This window comes from Paenirhodobacter sp. CAU 1674, assembly GCF_029222945.1.
Taxonomy (GTDB): Bacteria; Pseudomonadota; Alphaproteobacteria; order Rhodobacterales; family Rhodobacteraceae; genus Rhodobacter.
This window is the reverse complement of the sequence record NZ_JARHUH010000003.1, coordinates 318252-335479: the sequence shown is the minus strand read 5'-3', so window position 1 is coordinate 335479 and position 17228 is coordinate 318252. Positions and strand designations below refer to the sequence as shown.

19 protein-coding genes are annotated in these 17228 nt (G+C 67.8%); 12 read left to right on the top strand and 7 right to left on the bottom strand.

Features of this window, described 5'->3' with window-relative positions; translation table 11 throughout:
- Window positions 1-60: 60 nt before the first annotated feature.
- The 6 genes from P2G62_RS06185 to P2G62_RS06160 form a co-directional block, all read right to left on the bottom strand.
- Window positions 61-1605, bottom strand: coding sequence for a DHA2 family efflux MFS transporter permease subunit (locus tag P2G62_RS06185; RefSeq protein ID WP_275734009.1), 1545 nt, complete (start codon window positions 1603-1605; stop codon window positions 61-63).
- 3 nt (window positions 1606-1608) lie between these two features.
- Complete coding sequence (locus tag P2G62_RS06180; RefSeq protein ID WP_275734008.1) at window positions 1609-2676, bottom strand: HlyD family secretion protein; 1068 nt, start codon at window positions 2674-2676, stop codon at window positions 1609-1611.
- Window positions 2666-3124, bottom strand: coding sequence for a MarR family transcriptional regulator (locus P2G62_RS06175; protein ID WP_275734007.1), 459 nt, complete (start codon window positions 3122-3124; stop codon window positions 2666-2668). The genes P2G62_RS06180 and P2G62_RS06175 overlap by 11 nt, the downstream gene beginning before the upstream one ends.
- A gap of 131 nt (window positions 3125-3255) precedes the next feature.
- Window positions 3256-4806, bottom strand: a complete 1551-nt coding sequence (locus P2G62_RS06170; protein WP_275734006.1) for a tripartite tricarboxylate transporter permease — start codon at window positions 4804-4806, stop codon at window positions 3256-3258.
- An 11-nt stretch (window positions 4807-4817) separates the two neighbouring features.
- On the bottom strand, window positions 4818-5249 hold the full coding sequence (locus P2G62_RS06165) for a tripartite tricarboxylate transporter TctB family protein (RefSeq protein WP_275734005.1): 432 nt from the start codon (window positions 5247-5249) through the stop codon (window positions 4818-4820).
- 87 nt (window positions 5250-5336) lie between these two features.
- The gene (locus P2G62_RS06160) at window positions 5337-6323 is read right to left on the bottom strand and encodes a tripartite tricarboxylate transporter substrate-binding protein (RefSeq protein WP_275734004.1); all 987 of its coding nucleotides are present in this window, start codon (window positions 6321-6323) and stop codon (window positions 5337-5339) included.
- Window positions 6324-6490: 167 nt separating this feature from the next.
- On the opposite strand from P2G62_RS06160, the gene P2G62_RS06155 reads away from it, so the two are divergent.
- From P2G62_RS06155 to P2G62_RS06100, 12 genes are all read left to right on the top strand, one after another.
- The gene (locus tag P2G62_RS06155) at window positions 6491-7162 is read left to right on the top strand and encodes a response regulator transcription factor (RefSeq protein ID WP_275734003.1); all 672 of its coding nucleotides are present in this window, start codon (window positions 6491-6493) and stop codon (window positions 7160-7162) included.
- On the top strand, window positions 7155-8540 hold the full coding sequence (locus P2G62_RS06150; RefSeq protein ID WP_275734002.1) for a sensor histidine kinase: 1386 nt from the start codon (window positions 7155-7157) through the stop codon (window positions 8538-8540). Before P2G62_RS06155 ends, P2G62_RS06150 begins: the two co-directional genes overlap by 8 nt.
- Window positions 8537-9595, top strand: a complete 1059-nt coding sequence (locus tag P2G62_RS06145) for an extracellular solute-binding protein (RefSeq protein ID WP_275734001.1) — start codon at window positions 8537-8539, stop codon at window positions 9593-9595. The genes P2G62_RS06150 and P2G62_RS06145 overlap by 4 nt, the downstream gene beginning before the upstream one ends.
- Window positions 9596-9711: 116 nt before the next feature.
- Complete coding sequence (atpD, locus tag P2G62_RS06140) at window positions 9712-11145, top strand: F0F1 ATP synthase subunit beta (RefSeq protein ID WP_275734000.1); 1434 nt, start codon at window positions 9712-9714, stop codon at window positions 11143-11145.
- Window positions 11142-11618 (top strand): F0F1 ATP synthase subunit epsilon, encoded by a 477-nt coding sequence (locus tag P2G62_RS06135; RefSeq protein ID WP_275733999.1) that lies wholly within the window; start codon window positions 11142-11144, stop codon window positions 11616-11618. The genes atpD and P2G62_RS06135 overlap by 4 nt, the downstream gene beginning before the upstream one ends.
- Window positions 11615-11899, top strand: coding sequence for an AtpZ/AtpI family protein (locus P2G62_RS06130; protein WP_275733998.1), 285 nt, complete (start codon window positions 11615-11617; stop codon window positions 11897-11899). The genes P2G62_RS06135 and P2G62_RS06130 overlap by 4 nt, the downstream gene beginning before the upstream one ends.
- Window positions 11896-12189: an ATP synthase subunit I gene (locus tag P2G62_RS06125; protein ID WP_275733997.1), complete on the top strand. Its 294-nt coding sequence runs from the start codon at window positions 11896-11898 to the stop codon at window positions 12187-12189. The genes P2G62_RS06130 and P2G62_RS06125 overlap by 4 nt, the downstream gene beginning before the upstream one ends.
- A complete protein-coding gene (locus P2G62_RS06120) occupies window positions 12186-12896 on the top strand; it encodes a F0F1 ATP synthase subunit A (protein WP_275733996.1) in 711 nt (236 codons plus the stop codon). Before P2G62_RS06125 ends, P2G62_RS06120 begins: the two co-directional genes overlap by 4 nt.
- Window positions 12880-13128, top strand: coding sequence for a F0F1 ATP synthase subunit C (locus P2G62_RS06115; protein WP_275733995.1), 249 nt, complete (start codon window positions 12880-12882; stop codon window positions 13126-13128). The genes P2G62_RS06120 and P2G62_RS06115 overlap by 17 nt, the downstream gene beginning before the upstream one ends.
- A 13-nt stretch (window positions 13129-13141) precedes the next feature.
- Window positions 13142-13876 carry a F0F1 ATP synthase subunit delta gene (locus P2G62_RS06110; protein ID WP_275733994.1) on the top strand — a complete coding sequence of 245 codons (735 nt, stop codon included), beginning with the start codon at window positions 13142-13144 and terminating at the stop codon, window positions 13874-13876.
- Complete coding sequence (locus tag P2G62_RS06105) at window positions 13869-15422, top strand: F0F1 ATP synthase subunit alpha (RefSeq protein ID WP_275733993.1); 1554 nt, start codon at window positions 13869-13871, stop codon at window positions 15420-15422. Before P2G62_RS06110 ends, P2G62_RS06105 begins: the two co-directional genes overlap by 8 nt.
- A complete protein-coding gene (locus P2G62_RS06100; protein WP_275733992.1) occupies window positions 15419-16279 on the top strand; it encodes a FoF1 ATP synthase subunit gamma in 861 nt (286 codons plus the stop codon). Before P2G62_RS06105 ends, P2G62_RS06100 begins: the two co-directional genes overlap by 4 nt.
- Here P2G62_RS06100 and P2G62_RS06095 read toward each other — a convergent pair.
- A complete protein-coding gene (locus tag P2G62_RS06095) occupies window positions 16276-17202 on the bottom strand; it encodes a CehA/McbA family metallohydrolase (RefSeq protein ID WP_275733991.1) in 927 nt (308 codons plus the stop codon). The genes P2G62_RS06100 and P2G62_RS06095 overlap by 4 nt on opposite strands.
- Window positions 17203-17228 lie beyond the last annotated feature (26 nt).

The following is a 17228-nucleotide window of genomic DNA, read 5'->3' as shown; positions in this document are numbered from 1 at the left end:
GCAAAACGAAAGGCCCGGGGATTGCCCCGGGCCTTTTGTCTTTCTGCGATGGTGCCCCGCTCAATCCATATGGGCGGCGCTTGCGGCACCGGGGGGCGGCGCCTCGGGTTTGCGCAGCAGCAGGGCCAGCGGCACGGCCGCCAGGGTCACCCACATCATCGCCTTGAAATCGTTGACGTAGGACACCATCAGCGATTGCACCGTGACCATCTGGTTCAGCACATAGGCGGTTGCGGTCTGTCCGTATTGGGCCAGTGCCGCACTGCCCGATCCCAGACCGCGCAGGTTTTCGGGCGTGATCGCCGAGGCCAGCTCTGTATGATTGACCGCCACGTTATGCGTCAGCAGCACGGTCACCGCGGAAATCCCGATCGACGAGCCGATGTTGCGCACCAGGCTGAACAGCGCCGTGGCATCGCCGCGAAACTGCGGGTTGATCGTGGCAAAGGCCACCGTGGACAGCGGCACGAAGACCAGCCCCAGCCCCAGCCCCTGAACCAGCCCCGAGACAATGATCAACGTTGCGTCCATCTGCGGGGTGAAGCCGGTCATTATCTCCAGCGAGAGCGAGGTGAACAGCAGCCCCGCCACCACCATCTTGCGCGCATCGACCACCCGCACCAGCTTGCCTGCAATGATCATCGTGATCATCGTGCCCACCCCGCGCGGGGCCATCACCATGCCCGTGGTCATCACCGGATAGCCAAAGATCGTGGACAGCATCGGCGGCAACAGCGCCAGCGAGGCCAGCAGCACGATCCCCACGACAAAGATGAACACCAGCCCGGTGGCGAAGTTGCGGTCCAGAAACATCCGCGGGTCCAGGAACGGATGTTCGGCCCCGGTGATCCAGATCACGAAGACCCAGAACCCGGTCAGCGCCAGCCCGGCCTCGATCCAGATTTCGGTCGAGGCGAACCAGTCCACCTCGGCGCCGCGGTCCAGCATCAGCTGCAGCGCGCCGACACCCAGGGCCAGCATGGCAAACCCCATGAAATCGAACCGCCGCAGGCGCCGCGCCATGTTCGGCAGATAGGCCATGCAGCCCGCCAGCGCGATCGCCCCCAGCGGCAGGTTGATGAAGAACACCCATCGCCAGTTCAGCGTTTCGGTCAGATAGCCGCCCAGCGTCGGGCCGATGATCGGCCCGACCATGATCCCCGCGCCCCACATCGCCATCGCCGAGCCATGCTTTTCGCGCGGGTTGATATCCAGCAGGAAGGTCTGGCTCAGCGGCACGATGGCGGCGCCGAACACGCCCTGGGCCATGCGGAAGAACACCATCGTCTCGAGGCTCCAGGCGATGCCGCACAGCATCGAGGTGATGACGAAGCCCGCAATCGAGACGACGAAAATCTCTTTGCGGCCAAAGCGTTCGGACATCCAGCCCGACAGCGGCGTGACGATTGCCGCCGCCACGATATACGAGGTCAGCACCCAGTTGATCGTGTCCGACGAGGCGCCAAGATCCGCGCGCATCGAAGGCAGCGCGACGTTGGCGATGGTGGTGTCCAGCACCTGCATGATCGTCGCCAGCATCAGCGACAGCGTAATCAGCCCATGGTGGCGGATCTCACCATGGGGCGTGGGCTCTGGCGTGGCCATGGCTTAGCGGTCCGACACGGTGCCCGCATGCGCCAGCAGCGCATCGAGCCGGGTTGCAGCATGGGTATCCACGGTGACATGCGCCGACAGGCCCGCGCGCAGGCCGCTCAGGTCCGAACCGGGCATCAGGCGCAGCCGCACCGGCACCCGCTGGGTCACCTTGACCCAGTTGCCGGTGGCGTTTTGTGCCGGCAGCAGGGCGAATTCCGCGCCGGTCCCGGCACCCACCGCCTCGACCACGGCCTCATATTCGCGCCCGGGGAAAGTATCGAATTCGATCGTGGCCTGTTGTCCGGGCTGCATGCTTTCAAGCTGGGTTTCCTTGAAATTCGCCTCGACCCACAGATCGCCCGTCTCGACCAGCGTGAACAGCGAAGACCCCGCGGAAACGAACTGCCCCGGTTTGAACGAGGCTGCCTGATAGGTCACACCATCGGCGGGGGCCTTCACCGTCGTCAGGCCCAGATTATAGGCGGCCTGATCGCGGGCAACCTGCGCGGCCTGCACGCTCGGGTGTTCCTCGGTCTTGATGTCGGGATCGCCGCCCAGGGCCGCCAGGGCGGCCTGCACGTTCTGCCGCGCGGCGGCCAGTGCCTCGGCGGCGGCCGAGGCACTGTGGCGTGCCGCATCCAGCGCCGAAGCCGTGCCTGCGCCACGTCCGGTGATCTCTTCCTGCCGCTTCAGTTCGGACATCAGGTAATCGGCATTGTCCTGCGCCAGCGTTTCCTGCGCCAGGGCCACCTGATAGGCGGCGCGCAGCTGCTCGACCCCCAGACGCGCCTGGGCCAGCGCGGCATCGGCCTGCGCCAGGCCCAGCTTGTAGGGTTCGGCATCCACGCTGAACAGCGGATCGCCCGCCTTCACCGCCCCGTTTTCCTGCACGAAGCTTTCGGTCACACGGCCCGACAGGTCCGAGGCAACAGAGATCCGTGCCAGTCGCACGGCGGCGTTTTCGGTCGCTTCATAGCGCCCGGCATCCAGCCACATCCAGCCGCCGCCCAGCACCAGTGCCAGCGGCAGCGCGGCCATCAGCCATTTCTTCGGTTTCGGTTTCACAATTTCAACGGTCATGATTGGTCTCGGGCGTGTTGGAGAGGTTCTGGATGATCTGGCGCAGCGTGTCGGTCAGCGTCTCGCGCGTGCCGGGGGGGAGCCCGGCCAGCGCCTCGTCATAGATGCCGTCGGCGATGTCCTTGGCCTCGGCCACGGCGGCGCGGGTCTTGGGAGTGGGGGACACGATCCGCACGCGGCGGTCGTTTGGGTCGGGGGTGCGGGCAACCCAGCCCGCCTCCTGCATGCGGTCGACCAGCCGCGAGACCGAGATCGGCTCGATCTCCAGAATCTCGGCCAGCCGCACCTGCGGCATCGGCCCGTTGCGCATCAGATGCACCACAAGCCGCCATTGCGACGAAGTCAGGCCCAGTTCGGCGGCGCGCGCCTCGAACCGGCGCCGAATCGCGCGCGTCGCGTCATTAAGCAGAAAGCCCAGGCTTTCCTTGGGAATTTCACAATCGGTCATGTCATCGCCTGCCAAGAGGTAAGCAGAGATATTATAAGCGCGCTTATGAAATCAAGGGAGGACTGTGTAAAAATGAAAATACGGCGGCATTTCTGCCACCGTATTGCAGGATGTCCCCGTCGGAGGAGGGGTCAGTCGGTGACGTCCATTTCTTCGGCCTGTTCGGTGCGGCGTGCGCCGAGCATCCGGGTCTTGACCAGCTTGCCGACCACGATCGGCAGCACGAAGCCTGCCAGTGCAATCGCCCACAGCGCGATGGACAGCGGGCTGGCCACCAGTGCCGACCAGTCGCCATCGCTGATGGTGATCGCGCGGCGCATGTTCGATTCCATGGCATTGCCCAGCAAGGTGCCCAGAATGATCGGCACCAGCGGCACGTCGAGTTTGCGCAAGGCCCAGCCCATGACGCCAAACCCCACCATCACCAACAGATCGAAGCTCGACCCCGAGATCCCGTAGATCCCGACGAAACTGACCATCGCCACTACCGGCATCAGGATGCGCGGCGGCACCATCAGCACCCGGGTGAACAGCCCCACCATCGGTATGTTCAGCGCCAGCAGCATGATATTGGCGATGAACAGCGCCGCGATCAGGCCCCAGACGACATCGGGGTTGCGGGTGAACAGCAGCGGCCCGGGGGTGATGTTCAGGCTCAGCAGCACCGCCAGTAGCACGGCGGTCGTGCCCGACCCCGGAACGCCAAGCGCCAGCATCGGCACCAGCGCCCCGCCCGCGGCCGCGTTGTTGCCCGCCTCGGGGGCGGCGACGCCGCGCGGATCGCCCTTGCCGAAGGTGCCATTCCGATCTGAAACCTTCTTCTCGACCGAATAGCTGAGAAAAGCACCGAGCGAGGCCCCCGCACCGGGCAGAACCCCTGCCAGAAAGCCCAGACCCGAAGCGCGCAGCATGGCGCCAAAGCTTTGCCGGATCATCGACAGCGGCGGCCAGAGGCGGCCGATGACGATCTTGCGATGCGCGGCATCCGACTCGCCGTGGCGGTGTTCCAGAAAGATGAACACTTCGGACAGTGCGAACAACCCGACGATGGCGACCAGAAAGTCGATGCCGTCATACAGATGCACCTCGCCAAAGGTCAGCCGCGGTACGCCGGTCTGCGTATCGACGCCGATCATCGCCAGACCCAGGCCCAGTGCCGCCGCGAAGGCCGATTTCGCCTGATTGGTCGAGCTGACACCCCCCAGCGTGGCAAAGGCCAGCGTGAACAGCGCGAAATATTCGGCCGGGCCGAACAGAAGTGCGATCTTCACCAGTTGCGGCGCCAGCAGGATCAGCCCCCAGGTCGCCAGAAACGACCCGACGAAAGACGCGATCCCCGACAGCGACAGTGCCTCGCCCGCCATGCCTTTCTGCGCCATCGGATAGCCGTCAAGGCAGGTCATCATCGCGGGCTCGTCCCCCGGAATGTTCAGCAGGATCGAACTGATCCGCCCGCCATACATCGCCCCGTAATAGACCGAGGTCAGCAGGATCAACGAGGGTGTCGCGCCCAGACCCAGGGTGAAGGCCAGCGGAATCAGGATCGCCACACCATTCGAGGGCCCAAGCCCCGGCAGCGCGCCCATGATCGTGCCCAGCAGACAGCCCAGCAGGGCCAGCGACAGGTTTTGCCAGGTGATCGCAATCGCGAACCCGTCGGCAAGGGAAGTGAGAGTGTCCATTCAGCCCTCCGTCAGAAACCGAACGGCCCGGTGGCCAGCGCCAGCCCGAGCAGGAGGTGAAAAATCGCATAGATGCTCAACGAGGTGCCCAGGCCGATCACGACGCTGGCCAGCGGCGTCGAGCCCAGCCGCCAGGTCAGATACCCCGAGGCGAACGCCGTCGCGATGATGAAGCCCAGCACCGGCAGCAACTCGGCATAGAGCACCAGAACCACGATGGCGGCGATGATCTCGACCAGCCGCATCAGGCCGGGCCACACCGGCTCTGGGTCGGGGCGCAGCGCGATGGCGGCCGAGGCCAGCCCCAGCACGGCGGCGATGATCAGCGGAAAGGCCTTGGGCCCGACCGCGTCGGACAGGAAGCTTTCCTCGATGGCCAGTGCCGCGAAGGCATAGCCGATGGCAAGCAGAACGCCGAAAATGCCGAAGGTACGGTCGCTCATGGGGGTCTCCTTGTGGCGGGTGGGGTCCGACAGGCAAACGGGGGCGCCGGTGCGGCGCCGCCCGCCCGTCAGGCCCTCAGGCCCGGATCACTTGATGATGCCGATCTCACGCGAGATCGATTCGATCTGCGCGACCGAGTCGGCCACGAAAGCCTCGAATGCGGCGCCCTGCAGGTCCAGCGGCGCCATGCCGTTGGCCTCCATCGTGGTTTTCCATTCGTCCGAGGCATAGAGCGCGCCGATCTTCTCGACCCAGCCGTCGTAGGCCGCGTCCGACATGCCGCCCGGCGCATAGAACCCGCGCCAGTTCGCGCCGATCGCATCCACGCCTTGCTCTTTCGCGGTCGGGAATTTGCCGAACTCGCCTTCCAGACGCTCGGGCGCCAGCACCGCCAGCACCTTGATGTCCCCCGAATCGACGAAGCCCTTGGCTTCGGAAATATCGCCGGTGAAGGCCTGGACCGACCCCGCCAGCAGCTGCGTCACCGCTTCGCCGCCACCGTCGAAGGCGATGTATTTGACCTTGCGCACGTCGTCGATGCCATAGGCATCCGCCGCGATCAGCACTTTCAGGTGATCCCAGCCGCCCACGGCCGACCCGCCCGCCACCGCGACCGAGGTCGGGTCGGCCTTCATCATGTCCAGCAGTTCGGGCAGGGTATTGACCGGGCTGGAGGCCGCAACCGCGATCACGCCGTAATCGGCGCCGACCGAGGCGACCCAACGCACCTGATCCATCGTGTTGCCCGGGAAAGCGCCCTGCGCCAGCCGCGTTGCCGTCGCCGAAGAGGCCGCCACGATCAGGTCGTCATCGGCATTGCGCTTGTTGACCACCTCGGCAAAGGCCACGCCGCCACCGCCGCCGGCCAGGTTCACGACCTGCATCGTCTTGTCGATCAGCTTCTGGTCCTGCAGGGACTTGCCGACCTGACGGCAGGTGAAATCCCAACCGCCGCCCGGGTTGGCGGGGGCGATGCATTCGGGATTGGCGGGCGTGAAGCCTTCGGCCTGCGCGCCCAGTGCGGTGGCGCCCAGCAGCAGGGCGGCCAGCGAAAGACGGGTTGCGTGAAACATCGGTGTCTCCTCCTTGTTCGCGCGGGGGATGGCGGCCCCGCTCCGCATGCCCGCGCACCGCGCTTTGCGGTCTCCTCGCGCTGGGCTATGAAGGCTGTGTAGGGCGGCAACCTGTCACCAACCTGTCATGGCGGGCGGGCAGGGCCCGTCGGGGGAAGAGGGGCGCGATGCGCATTCTGATTGTAGAGGACGCAGCCGATATGGCCGAGGCGGTGGCGATCCGTCTGGGCCGGGCGGGCATGGCCTGTGACATCGCCCACAGCCTGTCGGAAGCCTGGGATTTTCTGGCGGTGCAGCGCTATGACGTGCTGATCCTCGACATCAACCTGCCCGACGGTCTGGGCACCGATCTGCTGGCGCAGCTGCGCGCCCGCGGCGAGCGCACGCCGGTGCTGATGCTGACCGCGCTTTTCGCCGTTGACGACCGGGTTTCGGCGTTGGATCTGGGGGCTGACGACTATCTGGTGAAGCCTTTCGATCACCGCGAGCTGGAGGCCCGGCTGCGTGCCCTGCAACGCCGCGAGGCCGAGCAGAAAGACCCCGATATCCGTCTGGGCGCGCTGGTCTTCAGCCCCGGCGCGATGGAGGCGCGGATCGGCGAGGAACGGCTTGATCTGACCCGGCGCGAGCTGGCGCTGCTGTGGCTTCTGGCCCGCAACGCCGGGCGGGTGATGAGCAAGGAACGGCTCTATGAAGGGCTGTTTTCCTTTGCCGATGCCGATGTCGGGTTGAATGCGATCGAACTGTATGTCGCCCGGTTGCGCAAGAAACTGGCCGGTGCGGGTGTCAGCATCGAGACCCAGCGTGGTCTGGGCTACCGGATGCAGGCCGATGGTTGAGGCTGTGCATGCCACGCCACGCTCGTTGCGGCTTCGGGTTGCGATGGGGGTGCTGTCGCTTTTGTCGGTGGGGGGCATCGTCGTGGCCTTGGCCAGTTTCGCCTATGGTCGGCAGGCCGCCCGCGAGGCCTATGACCGGCTGCTGGTGGGGGCCGCCAATGATATTGCCGAGGCGATCGCGGTGATCGACGGCGTGCCGGTGGTGGATCTGCCGGTGTCGGCCTTCGATCTGCTGGCGCTGGCCCCCGACGACCGCATCTCCTACAGCGTGCGGGGGCCCGGCGGCGTGCTGCTGACCGGCTATGACCAGTCGGTTCCGGGCTCGATCAGTGCCGCGGGGCAGGGGTTTTTCGATTCCACCTTCGGGGGCGAACGGGCCCGTTTCGTCACCGTGCCGCGCCGCTTTGCCGAGCGGGATTTCTCCGGCACGCTGCTGGTTACCGTGGGGCAGACGCTGAACGCACGCAATGCGATGGCGCTTGGGCTGACGCGCGATGCGCTGGTGGTGGCGGGACTGGCGGGGCTGGCCTTGCTGGGCTTTGCCTTCTGGGTGATCGACCGGGCGATGCGCCCCTTGTCGGACATCGCCCGCGATCTGGCTGGCCGCGACCCGCATGACCTGACGCCGATGGATACCGCCGTGCCTGCGGAAATGGCGGTGATGGTGGGGGCGATGAACGGCTTCATGCGGCGGCTGGAGCGGCAGATCACTGCGATGCGCAATCTGATCTCCGACACCGCGCATCAGTTGCGCACGCCGGTGGCCGCGCTGCGGGTGCAGGCCGAACTCGCCGCCGAGGAATCCGACCCCGCGAAAACCCGTCAGATGCTCGACCGGATCGCCGGACGCAGCCGGTCATTGGGGGATCTGCTCGATCAGATGCTGTCGCGCGCGCTGGTGATCCACCGCACCGATTCCGCCCGGCGCGTGGTGTTGGATTTGCGCGACATCGCGCTGGAGGTGATCGAGCGGCGCGACCATGAACTCGTGGCCCCGGGTCGCGAGGTGGTGCTGCAGATCGGCGATGCGCCGGTCCTGGTTCTGGCCGATGAGCTGTCGCTGTCCGAGGCCGCCAAGAACCTGCTGGGCAATGCGCTGCGCCATGGTGCGGGGCGGGTGCAGGTCGGCGCGGGCGTCGAGGCGGGGCAGGCGGTGCTGTGGGTGCGCGACGCGGGCCCGGGGCCGGATGCGCAGACCCTCGCCCGGATCGGTCAGCGGTTCGAGCGCAACGCGGCCTCGCGCGGGCAAAGCGCCGGGCTCGGCCTGTCGATCGCGCGGGCGGTGGCCGATGCGTTCGGCGGGCAACTGGCGCTGGAGCCGGGGGCAGACGGGTTTCGTGCGGCGCTGATCCTGCCGCTGGCGGAGGCGGGGACATGAGGCTGTGGCATCTGCTGGTGATCGCCATGCTGCGGGTGGGCGGTGCCATCGCGCAACCTGTCGACACTGCGCTGCCCGAGGCGGTGGCGCAGTTCGGCCCGGCGGATGCCCCCGCGCTGCTGCTGCGTTCGACCACCGATATCGCGGTTCTGGAACCCGCGATCACGGCTTTCGTCGGGGCGAATCCCGGCGTCGCGGTGACCTATGAGCAATGGGGTTCGAACGCGCTTTATGACCGGGCCAGGGCCGAATGCATGGCGGGCACGGGCGGGGCGGATGCGCTGTTTTCCTCGGCGGTCGATCAATTGGTCGAACTGGTCAACCTGGGGTGTGCGCAGCCGCATCGTTCGGCCACAACCTCTGCCTTGCCCGCCGCCCGGCGTTGGCGCGACGAGCTGTGGGGGGTGACGCGCGAGCCTGCGGTGATTGTCTACAACACCCGTCTGGTGCCGCCCGGCGATGTGCCCACCTCGCGTTTCGATCTGCTGGATCTGCTGCGCCGCGCCGATCAGCGCTATGCCGGGCGGGTCGCGACCTATGATGTCGAGGCGTCCGGGCTGGGCTACCTGTTCGCCTTCGTCGACAGTCTGGAGGCCACGACCTTCGGCGCGCTGCTGGAAGGTTTCGGGCGGTCGGGCGCGATTGCCACCTGTTGCTCGGCCGAGATCATTCAGGGCGTGTCGCAGGGCCGCTATCTGATCGCCTACAATGTGCTTGGGTCTTATGCGGACAGTGCGGCCGCGCCGGATGTGGCGCGGGTCTGGCCTGCGGATTACACGCTGGTTCTGTCGCGCGGCTACATGATCCCGCGCGCGGCGGCGCATCCGGTCGCGGCGGCGGCATTGCTGGATTTCCTGCTCTCCACGCAGGGGCAGGCAATCCTTGCGGCCTCGGGTCTGGTGGCCGAGGGCGGTGCCGCGCAGGCGGGGGCGCATGACACCAGCGCCCGGCCCATCCGTATCGCACCTGCGCTGCTGGTCGCGCGCGATCAGCAGAAACGTGCGCAATTCATCCGCCGCTGGCGCGAGACCTTCCCGAACGGGCAGGGCGGCTAACCCTGCGGTCGGGCAAGCGAATGTGACCTGCGCGCAGGCTGCAAAGCGTTTGACCCCGCCGCGCTGCGGGCGCACAGTCGGCCCGTCCCCTTCTGCGAACCGCGACGGAGCCAGAGATGACAGAACCACAGCCCGGGGCCGGAGCCGTTGTCGCCATTCGTGGTGCGGTGATCGACGTCAGCTTTGCGGCTGGCGATCTGCCCGCGATCAACGAGGCGCTGCAGATCACCGACCCCGACATGGCGCCCGTCACGGTCGAGGTGCAGGCGCATCTGGACCCGGTCACGGTGCGCACCATCGCGTTGCAGGCCACATCCGGGCTGAAACGCGGGCTGCCGGTGCGGCGCGCGGGCGGTCCGTTGCAGGTGCCGGTGGGCGATGCGGTGCTGGGGCGGTTGCTGAACGTGACGGGTGACATGGGCGACGGCAAGCCGGCGCTGGGCGCGGATGTGCCGCGCCGCTCGATCCATCGCGCGCCGCCGGAGTTTCGCGCGCAGGCCGGTGCCTCGACGATCTTTCAGACCGGGATCAAGGTCATCGACCTGCTGACCCCGCTGGCGCAGGGTGGCAAGGCCGCGATGTTCGGCGGCGCGGGCGTGGGCAAGACCGTGCTGGTGATGGAACTGATCAACGCGATGGTCGCGGGCTATCAGGGCATCTCCGTTTTCGCGGGGGTGGGCGAACGGTCGCGCGAAGGGCACGAGATGCTGCAGGACATGACCCATGCGGGCGTTCTGGACCGCACCGTTCTGGTCTATGGCCAGATGAACGAACCGCCCGGCGCACGCTGGCGGGTGCCGATGACCGCGCTGGCGATTTCTGAATATTTCCGGGACGAGCAGCACAAGAACGTGTTGCTGCTGATCGACAACGTGTTCCGCTTCGTGCAGGCGGGGGCCGAGGTGTCGGGCCTGCTGGGGCGGCTGCCTTCGCGCGTGGGCTATCAGCCGACGCTGGCCAGCGAGGTGGCCGCGCTACAGGAACGCATCGCCTCGGTGGGTGGGGCTGCCGTCACCGCGATCGAGGCGGTGTATGTGCCCGCCGACGATTTCACCGACCCCGCCGTGATGACCATCGCCGCCCATGTCGACAGCATGGTGGTGCTGTCGCGTGCGATGGCGGCCGATGGCATGTATCCGGCGATCGACCCGATCACCTCGTCCTCGATCCTGCTCGATCCGCTGGTGCTGGGCGCCGATCATGTGCAGGTGGCCAATGACGTGCGCCGCGCGATCGAGCGATACCGCGAAATGCAGGATGTGATCGCCCTGCTGGGGATGGAGGAGCTGGGCCGCGACGACCGCCAGATCGTCGAACGCGCGCGCCGGTTGCAGCGTTTCCTGACCCAACCCTTCACCGTGACCGAGGCCTTCACCGGCCTGCCCGGCCGCTCGGTCCCGGTGGCCGACACCATCGCGGGCTGCAAGGCGATCCTGGCGGGCGAGTGCGACGACTGGGATGAAAGCTCGCTCTACATGATCGGCAACCTTCAGGAAGGCCGCGACAAGGAACAGGCCGCCCGCGCATCGGCGCAGAAGGGGGCGGCATGAGTTCGGGCAGCCTGCATCTGACGATCACCACGCCCATGCGCCTGCTGGTCGACGCCCCCGATGTCACCGCCCTGCGCGCCGAGGACGAGACCGGCAGTTTCGGCATCCTGCCCGGGCATGACGATTTCCTGACCGTGCTGCCCGCGTCGGTCTTGCGCTGGCACGGGCGCGATGGTGCGCCGCAGTTCTGCGCGCTGCGCGGCGGGGTGCTGAGCGTGACGGGTGGCACCCGCGTTTCCGTCGCCTGCCGTCAGGCGACGCTGGGCACCGATCTGCCGAAGCTGGAGGCCGAGGTGGCCGCCCTGCGCGCCGAAGAGGCCGACGCTGACCGCCGCGCACGGGCCGAGCAGATGCGGCTGCACACCAACGCCGTGCGCCAGATGATGCGCTATCTGCGCCCCGGTGCGGTTTCGGCGCTGGACCACCCGGCCCCGGGGGACGCCGCCGCGATGCAGGTCGAGGAGGGCACATGACCCAGACCCCGCAAGACCCCGATCACCTGGCCGAAGCCGCCCGCCGCGCCGCCGAACGTGCCGCCCTTGGCCGGGCCGACCCGGAGCCGTCGCTGGGCGCGCGGCTGGGCCAGATCGGGATTCTGGGCTGGGCCATCGTGGTGCCGATCCTGCTGGGGCTGGTGCTGGGCCGCTGGCTGGATCATCGGTTCGGCACGGGCGTGTTCTTCTCAGCGCCGGGCATCGGCCTGGGCGCGGTGATCGGCTTTCACGCGGCGTGGAAATGGATGCACCGGACATGAGCGCGACCTTCGACACCCTGACCAATCTGCCCCTGCCCGCGTTGGCCGCAGTGGGCCTTGCCGCCGGGCTGGTGCTGGGCGCGGTGCATTTCCTCAGCCTGCATCGGGTGACGCGGATCTATACCGCGGGCGGGGCGGTGCTGGCCGCGCTGGCGCTGCAACTGGCGCGGTTTGGCCTGCTGGTCGCGGGGCTGGCGGCGTTGGCGCAACTGGGCGCCGTGCCCCTGCTGGCGGGCGCCTTGGGCATTCTGGCCGCCCGCGCCTGGGTGCTGCGGAGGGCGCGCGCATGAATTCGCCGCTGACCCTCGAAACCCTGTTCCACATCGGTCCGGTGCCGATCACCGCGCCGGTCGTCGTCACCTGGGGCATCATCGCCGCCACGACGCTGTTTTGCCTGCTCGTCACCCGCCGGCTGAGCGTGACGCCCGGCAAGCTGCAACTGGTGCTGGAACTTCTGGTCACCGGCATCGAGGGGCAGATCCGCGACACGATGCAACGCGACCCCGCCCCCTATCGCGCGCTGATCGGCACGATCTTCATCTTCGTGCTGCTGGCCAATTGGTCCTCGCTGATCCCCGGCATCGAGCCACCCACCGCCGCGCTTGAAACCGATGCGGCGCTGGCGCTGATCGTCTTTGTCGCGACGATCTGGTTCGGCATCCGCGCGCGCGGCCTGGCGGGCTATCTGCGCACCTTCGCCGAGCCAAGCTGGGTGATGATCCCGCTCAACCTGATCGAACAGATCACCCGCACCTTCTCGCTCGTGGTGCGGCTGTTCGGCAATGTGATGAGCGGCGTCTTCGTCGTCGGCATCATCCTGTCGCTGGCCGGTCTGCTGGTGCCGATCCCGCTGATGGCGCTGGATGTGCTGACCGGCGCCGTGCAGGCCTATATCTTCGCGGTGCTCAGCACCGTTTTCATCGGGGCCGCCGCGGGCGAAGCCCCCCTCCGCAAGTCGTCCGAACCGAAAGGGACCGCGCATGACCAATCTGATTGAAATCGTCTCCATCCTGGCCGCCGCGCTGGCCGTGTCCTTCGGCGCGATCGGCCCGGCCCTGGCCGAGGGCCGCGCCGTGGCCGCCGCAATGGATGCCATCGCCCGCCAGCCCGAGGCCGCGGGCACGCTGTCGCGCACCTTGTTCGTCGGTCTGGCGATGATCGAGACGATGGCGATCTACTGTCTGGTGATCGCGCTCTTGGTGCTGTTCGCCAATCCTTTCGTGCAGTAACCGGACCCGTACCATGCAGATAGACTGGTGGACGCTCGGGCTGCAGACGGTCAATGTTCTGGTGCTGATCTGGGTGCTGGGGCGGTTCCTGTTCCGCCCGGTGGCACGGATCATCGCCGAACGGCAGGCGCTGGCCGGGGCCGATCTGGCGAAGGCGAAGGCCGCGCTGGCCGAGGCCGAGGCCAGCCGCGATGCCGCCCGTGCCGCGGCGGCCGATCTGGCCGCGCAGCGCCAGCAGATGTTGGCGACAGCGCAGGCCGAGGCCGCCCATCAGAAGGAAACCCTGCTCGCCGCCGCGCAATCCGAGGCCGAAGCCGCGCGCCGCACGGCACTGGCCGATCTGGCGCAGGCCCGTGCCGATCAGGCCCGCGCGCTATCCGATCAGGCCGCACTTCTGGCGGGCGACATTGCCGCGCGGCTGCTGCAGCGGCTGCCCGAAGAGGCCCGGATCATGGGCTTCATCGACGGGCTGGCCGCGGCGGTCGCGGCCCTGCCCGAGGACACCCGTGCCAGCATCGGGGCCGAGGGACCGTTGCGTCTGCGCGCGGCCCGGGCGCTGAACGCACCCGAGTCTGACGCACTGAACGCCGCGCTGGCGCAGGTGCTGGGCCGCCCTGTCACGCTGGCCCCCGAGGTTGACCCTGCGCTGATCGCGGGGCTTGAACTCGAAACGCCGCATGCGGTGGTCCACAACAATTTCCGTGCCGATCTGGCGCGTATCACGCAGGAGCTGACCCGGCATGACTGAGGACAGATCCCCCGCGGCACCAACGCCCGACTGGCTGGACCACGGCCGTGATGTGCTGGCCCGCACCGCGCTGGCGCCGCAGGCCGAGGCCATCGGCCGCGTGCGGCAGACCGCCGACGGGATCGCCCATGTCACCGGCCTGCCCGATGTGCGGCTGAATGCGCTGCTGCGGTTCGAAGGTGGGCAATATGGGTTCGCGCAGGCGCTCGACCGGGACGAGATCGCCGCCGTTCTGCTAGATGACACCGCGGCGGTCACCGCCGGTCAGCGGGTCGTCGACACCGGCGAGGTGCTGCAGGTGCCGGTGGGCGAGGCGCTGTTGGGCCGGGTGGTCGACCCGCTGGGCCGGCCATTGGACGGCGGCCCCGCCCTGGGGCAGACCGAGACCTGGCCGATCGAACGCCCGGCGCCCGCGATCATCGAACGCGACCCGGTCTCGGACCCGGTGGAAACCGGGGTGCTGGTGGTGGACGCGCTGTTTGCCCTTGGCCGGGGTCAGCGCGAGCTGATCGTGGGTGACCGTGCCACCGGCAAGACCGCACTGGCCGTCGATGCGATCATCAACCAGAAGAACAGCGATGTGATCTGCGTCTATGTCGCCATCGGCCAGCGCGCGACCGCGGTCGAGCGGGTGATCGAGGCGGTGCGCAGCTATGGCGCGCCCGAACGCTGCATCTTCGTCGTGGGTGCTGCTTCTGCCGCCCCCGGTCTGCAATGGATCGCCCCCTTCGCGGGCATGAGCATGGCGGAATATTTCCGCGACCGGGGCCAGCATGCGCTGATCGTGATCGACGATCTGACGCATCACGCCGCCACCCACCGCGAACTGGCCCTGCTGACGCGCGAGCCACCCGGGCGCGAGGCCTATCCGGGCGATGTGTTCTATCTGCATGCGCGCCTGCTGGAGCGTGCCGCGAAGATGTCGGCGGAAAAGGGTGGCGGATCGCTGACCGCGCTGCCGATTGCCGAAACCGATGCGGGCAACCTGTCGGCCTATATCCCGACCAACCTGATTTCGATCACCGACGGGCAGATCGTGCTGTCGAGCCATCTGTTCGCTGCCAACCAGCGCCCGGCGGTCGATGTCGGCCTGAGCGTCAGCCGCGTGGGCGGCAAGGCGCAGAAGGCGGCGCTGCGCAGTGTTTCGGGGCGGGTGCGGCTCGATTACGCGCAGTTTCTGGAACTGGAGATGTTCACCCGCTTCGGCGGCATTTCCAACACCCGCGTCACGGCGCAGATCACCCGGGGCGAAAGGATCCGCGCGCTGCTGACCCAGCCGCGCTATGCCAATCTGCGGATGGTCGATCAGGTCGCGCTGCTGGCGGCGCTGGCCGAGGGCGTGTTCGACACGCTGCCGCCCGAGGCGCTGGCCGATCTGCGCGCGCAACTGCCCGGCTATCTGGATGCGCAGGGCGGCGATCTGCTGGCCGATCTGGCGCAAAGCGGCCAGTTGGACGCGCAGGGGCGCAAGGCGCTGGCGGAACTGGTGGCCGGTCTGGCGCGGCAGATGGGGCCGGGCACTCCGGCCCCCGGGCCTGCGCCATGACGGGGCGGCTGGTCGATGTCGAAAGCCGGATCGGCACGGTCCACAAGCTTTCGGCGGTGATTTCCGCGATGCGTGGAATCGCGGCGGCGCGGGTGCAGGAGGCGCAGCGCCATCTGGCCAGCATCCGCGCCTTTTCCGACACGATCGGCGGGGCGATCGGGCAGGCGCTGGCGCTGATGCCCGCCACCGACCGCGCGGCGCCGGGTCCGGCCGGGCCGGGCAGCCATGCCATCGTGGCCTTCTGCGCCGAGCAGGGCTTTGCCGGCGCGTTCAGCGAGCGGATTCTGACCGCGGCATCCGCATTGATGGCGCAAGATCCGGCGCGGCGGCACGATCTGCTGATCGTGGGCGACCGTGGCCTTCTGGCGGCCGAGGCGCAGGGGCAGGCGGTGGCCTGGTCGGCGCCGATGATCGCGCATCCCGATCAGGCGGCGGCGCTTGCCGACCGGATCACCGACGCGCTTTATCGCCGGATGACCGAAGAACAGCTGGTGAAGATCACCGTGATTTGCGCGCAGCCGGACGGGCCGGAAGAGGGAATGCCCCAGACCCGCCAGTTGCTGCCTTTCGATCTGAGCCGCTTTGTGCAGCCCGCGCAGACTGCGGCCCCGCGCATCGCGCTGCCCGCACCTGCGCTGCTGGCCCGCCTGATCGAGGAATATGTTTTCGCCGAACTGAGCGAGGCGGTGATGTTGTCCTTCGCCGCCGAGAACCGCGCCCGGATGCGGGCGATGATCGCCGCGCAAAGCAACGTCAATGACACGCTCGACGGGCTGATTACCCGCGGGCGCCAGCTGCGCCAGCAGGAAATCACCGATGAAATCGTCGAACTGGCGATGGGCAGCCTGACCGCCTAGGCGATCTCGCGCCAGATCGGGTTCGACCAGGCCCGCCGCCCCGCTGCGTCGATCAGCGTCACGCGAATCCAGGGCGAATGGGCAAAGCGCGTCAGGTCGATCGTGCTGCGGGTCAGCGAATGGCCGTGATGGGCCAGCGCGGCGCAGCCATGGCCCTGCACGATGACCGAGGCAACCGCGCTGCTTTCAACCGTGATCCGATCCGCGTTCCAGCTGACCTGCCGGAATTCGGGGCCTTGGGTCGAATAGTGCTCGCCCGCCTTCAGCGCGGCCAGCAGGGCCTCGGGGGTGTTTTCGGGCGCGTTCACCATGACCCAGCCGCCGAAATGATCGGGTTCGGAAAAATGCGCGTCATCGGTGGCGACGGCACTCAACCGGCGACCTTCGCTGAGCAGCAGGTCAAGCGTCAGGAACCCTTCGCCACGGTCGCAACCGGTGGCGCAGCCGTGGTTGTAAACCTCGACCGCATGCGCGGCTTCAAGGCTGCGGGCGTCGTCCTGCGTCAGGCCGGACCAATGCGGATGGGCGATGGCGACGAAGGCGCCCGCCTCGACCGCACGGCGGGCGATTTCGGGGCCGGTCTCCTGATCGTGCAGCGGAAAGAAATCGGGGCTGCGGGCGGGGGCGAAATCGGCGGGCAGGCCGACCGCCAGAATATGCCAGACCTCGCCGTTCTGCAGCGGGCCGGAATGCAGTTCGGCCCCCAGCAGGGTGGTGAAGCCTTCGGTGCGGAACGGCAGCGTGTCGGCGATCGGATAGCCGTAAAGCCCCACGAAATGATCGGTCAGCGCCATGAAATCATAGCCCTCGGCGCGGTAACGGCGGCAGACCTCGGCGGGTTCCAGCACGCCGTCGGACAGCGTCGAATGGGTATGCAGGTTGCCACGAAAGAACGGGCGGGTGGTGTCGAAAAGCTGGTGCATGAAGGTCCTCGTTGGTTGGTGCGGTC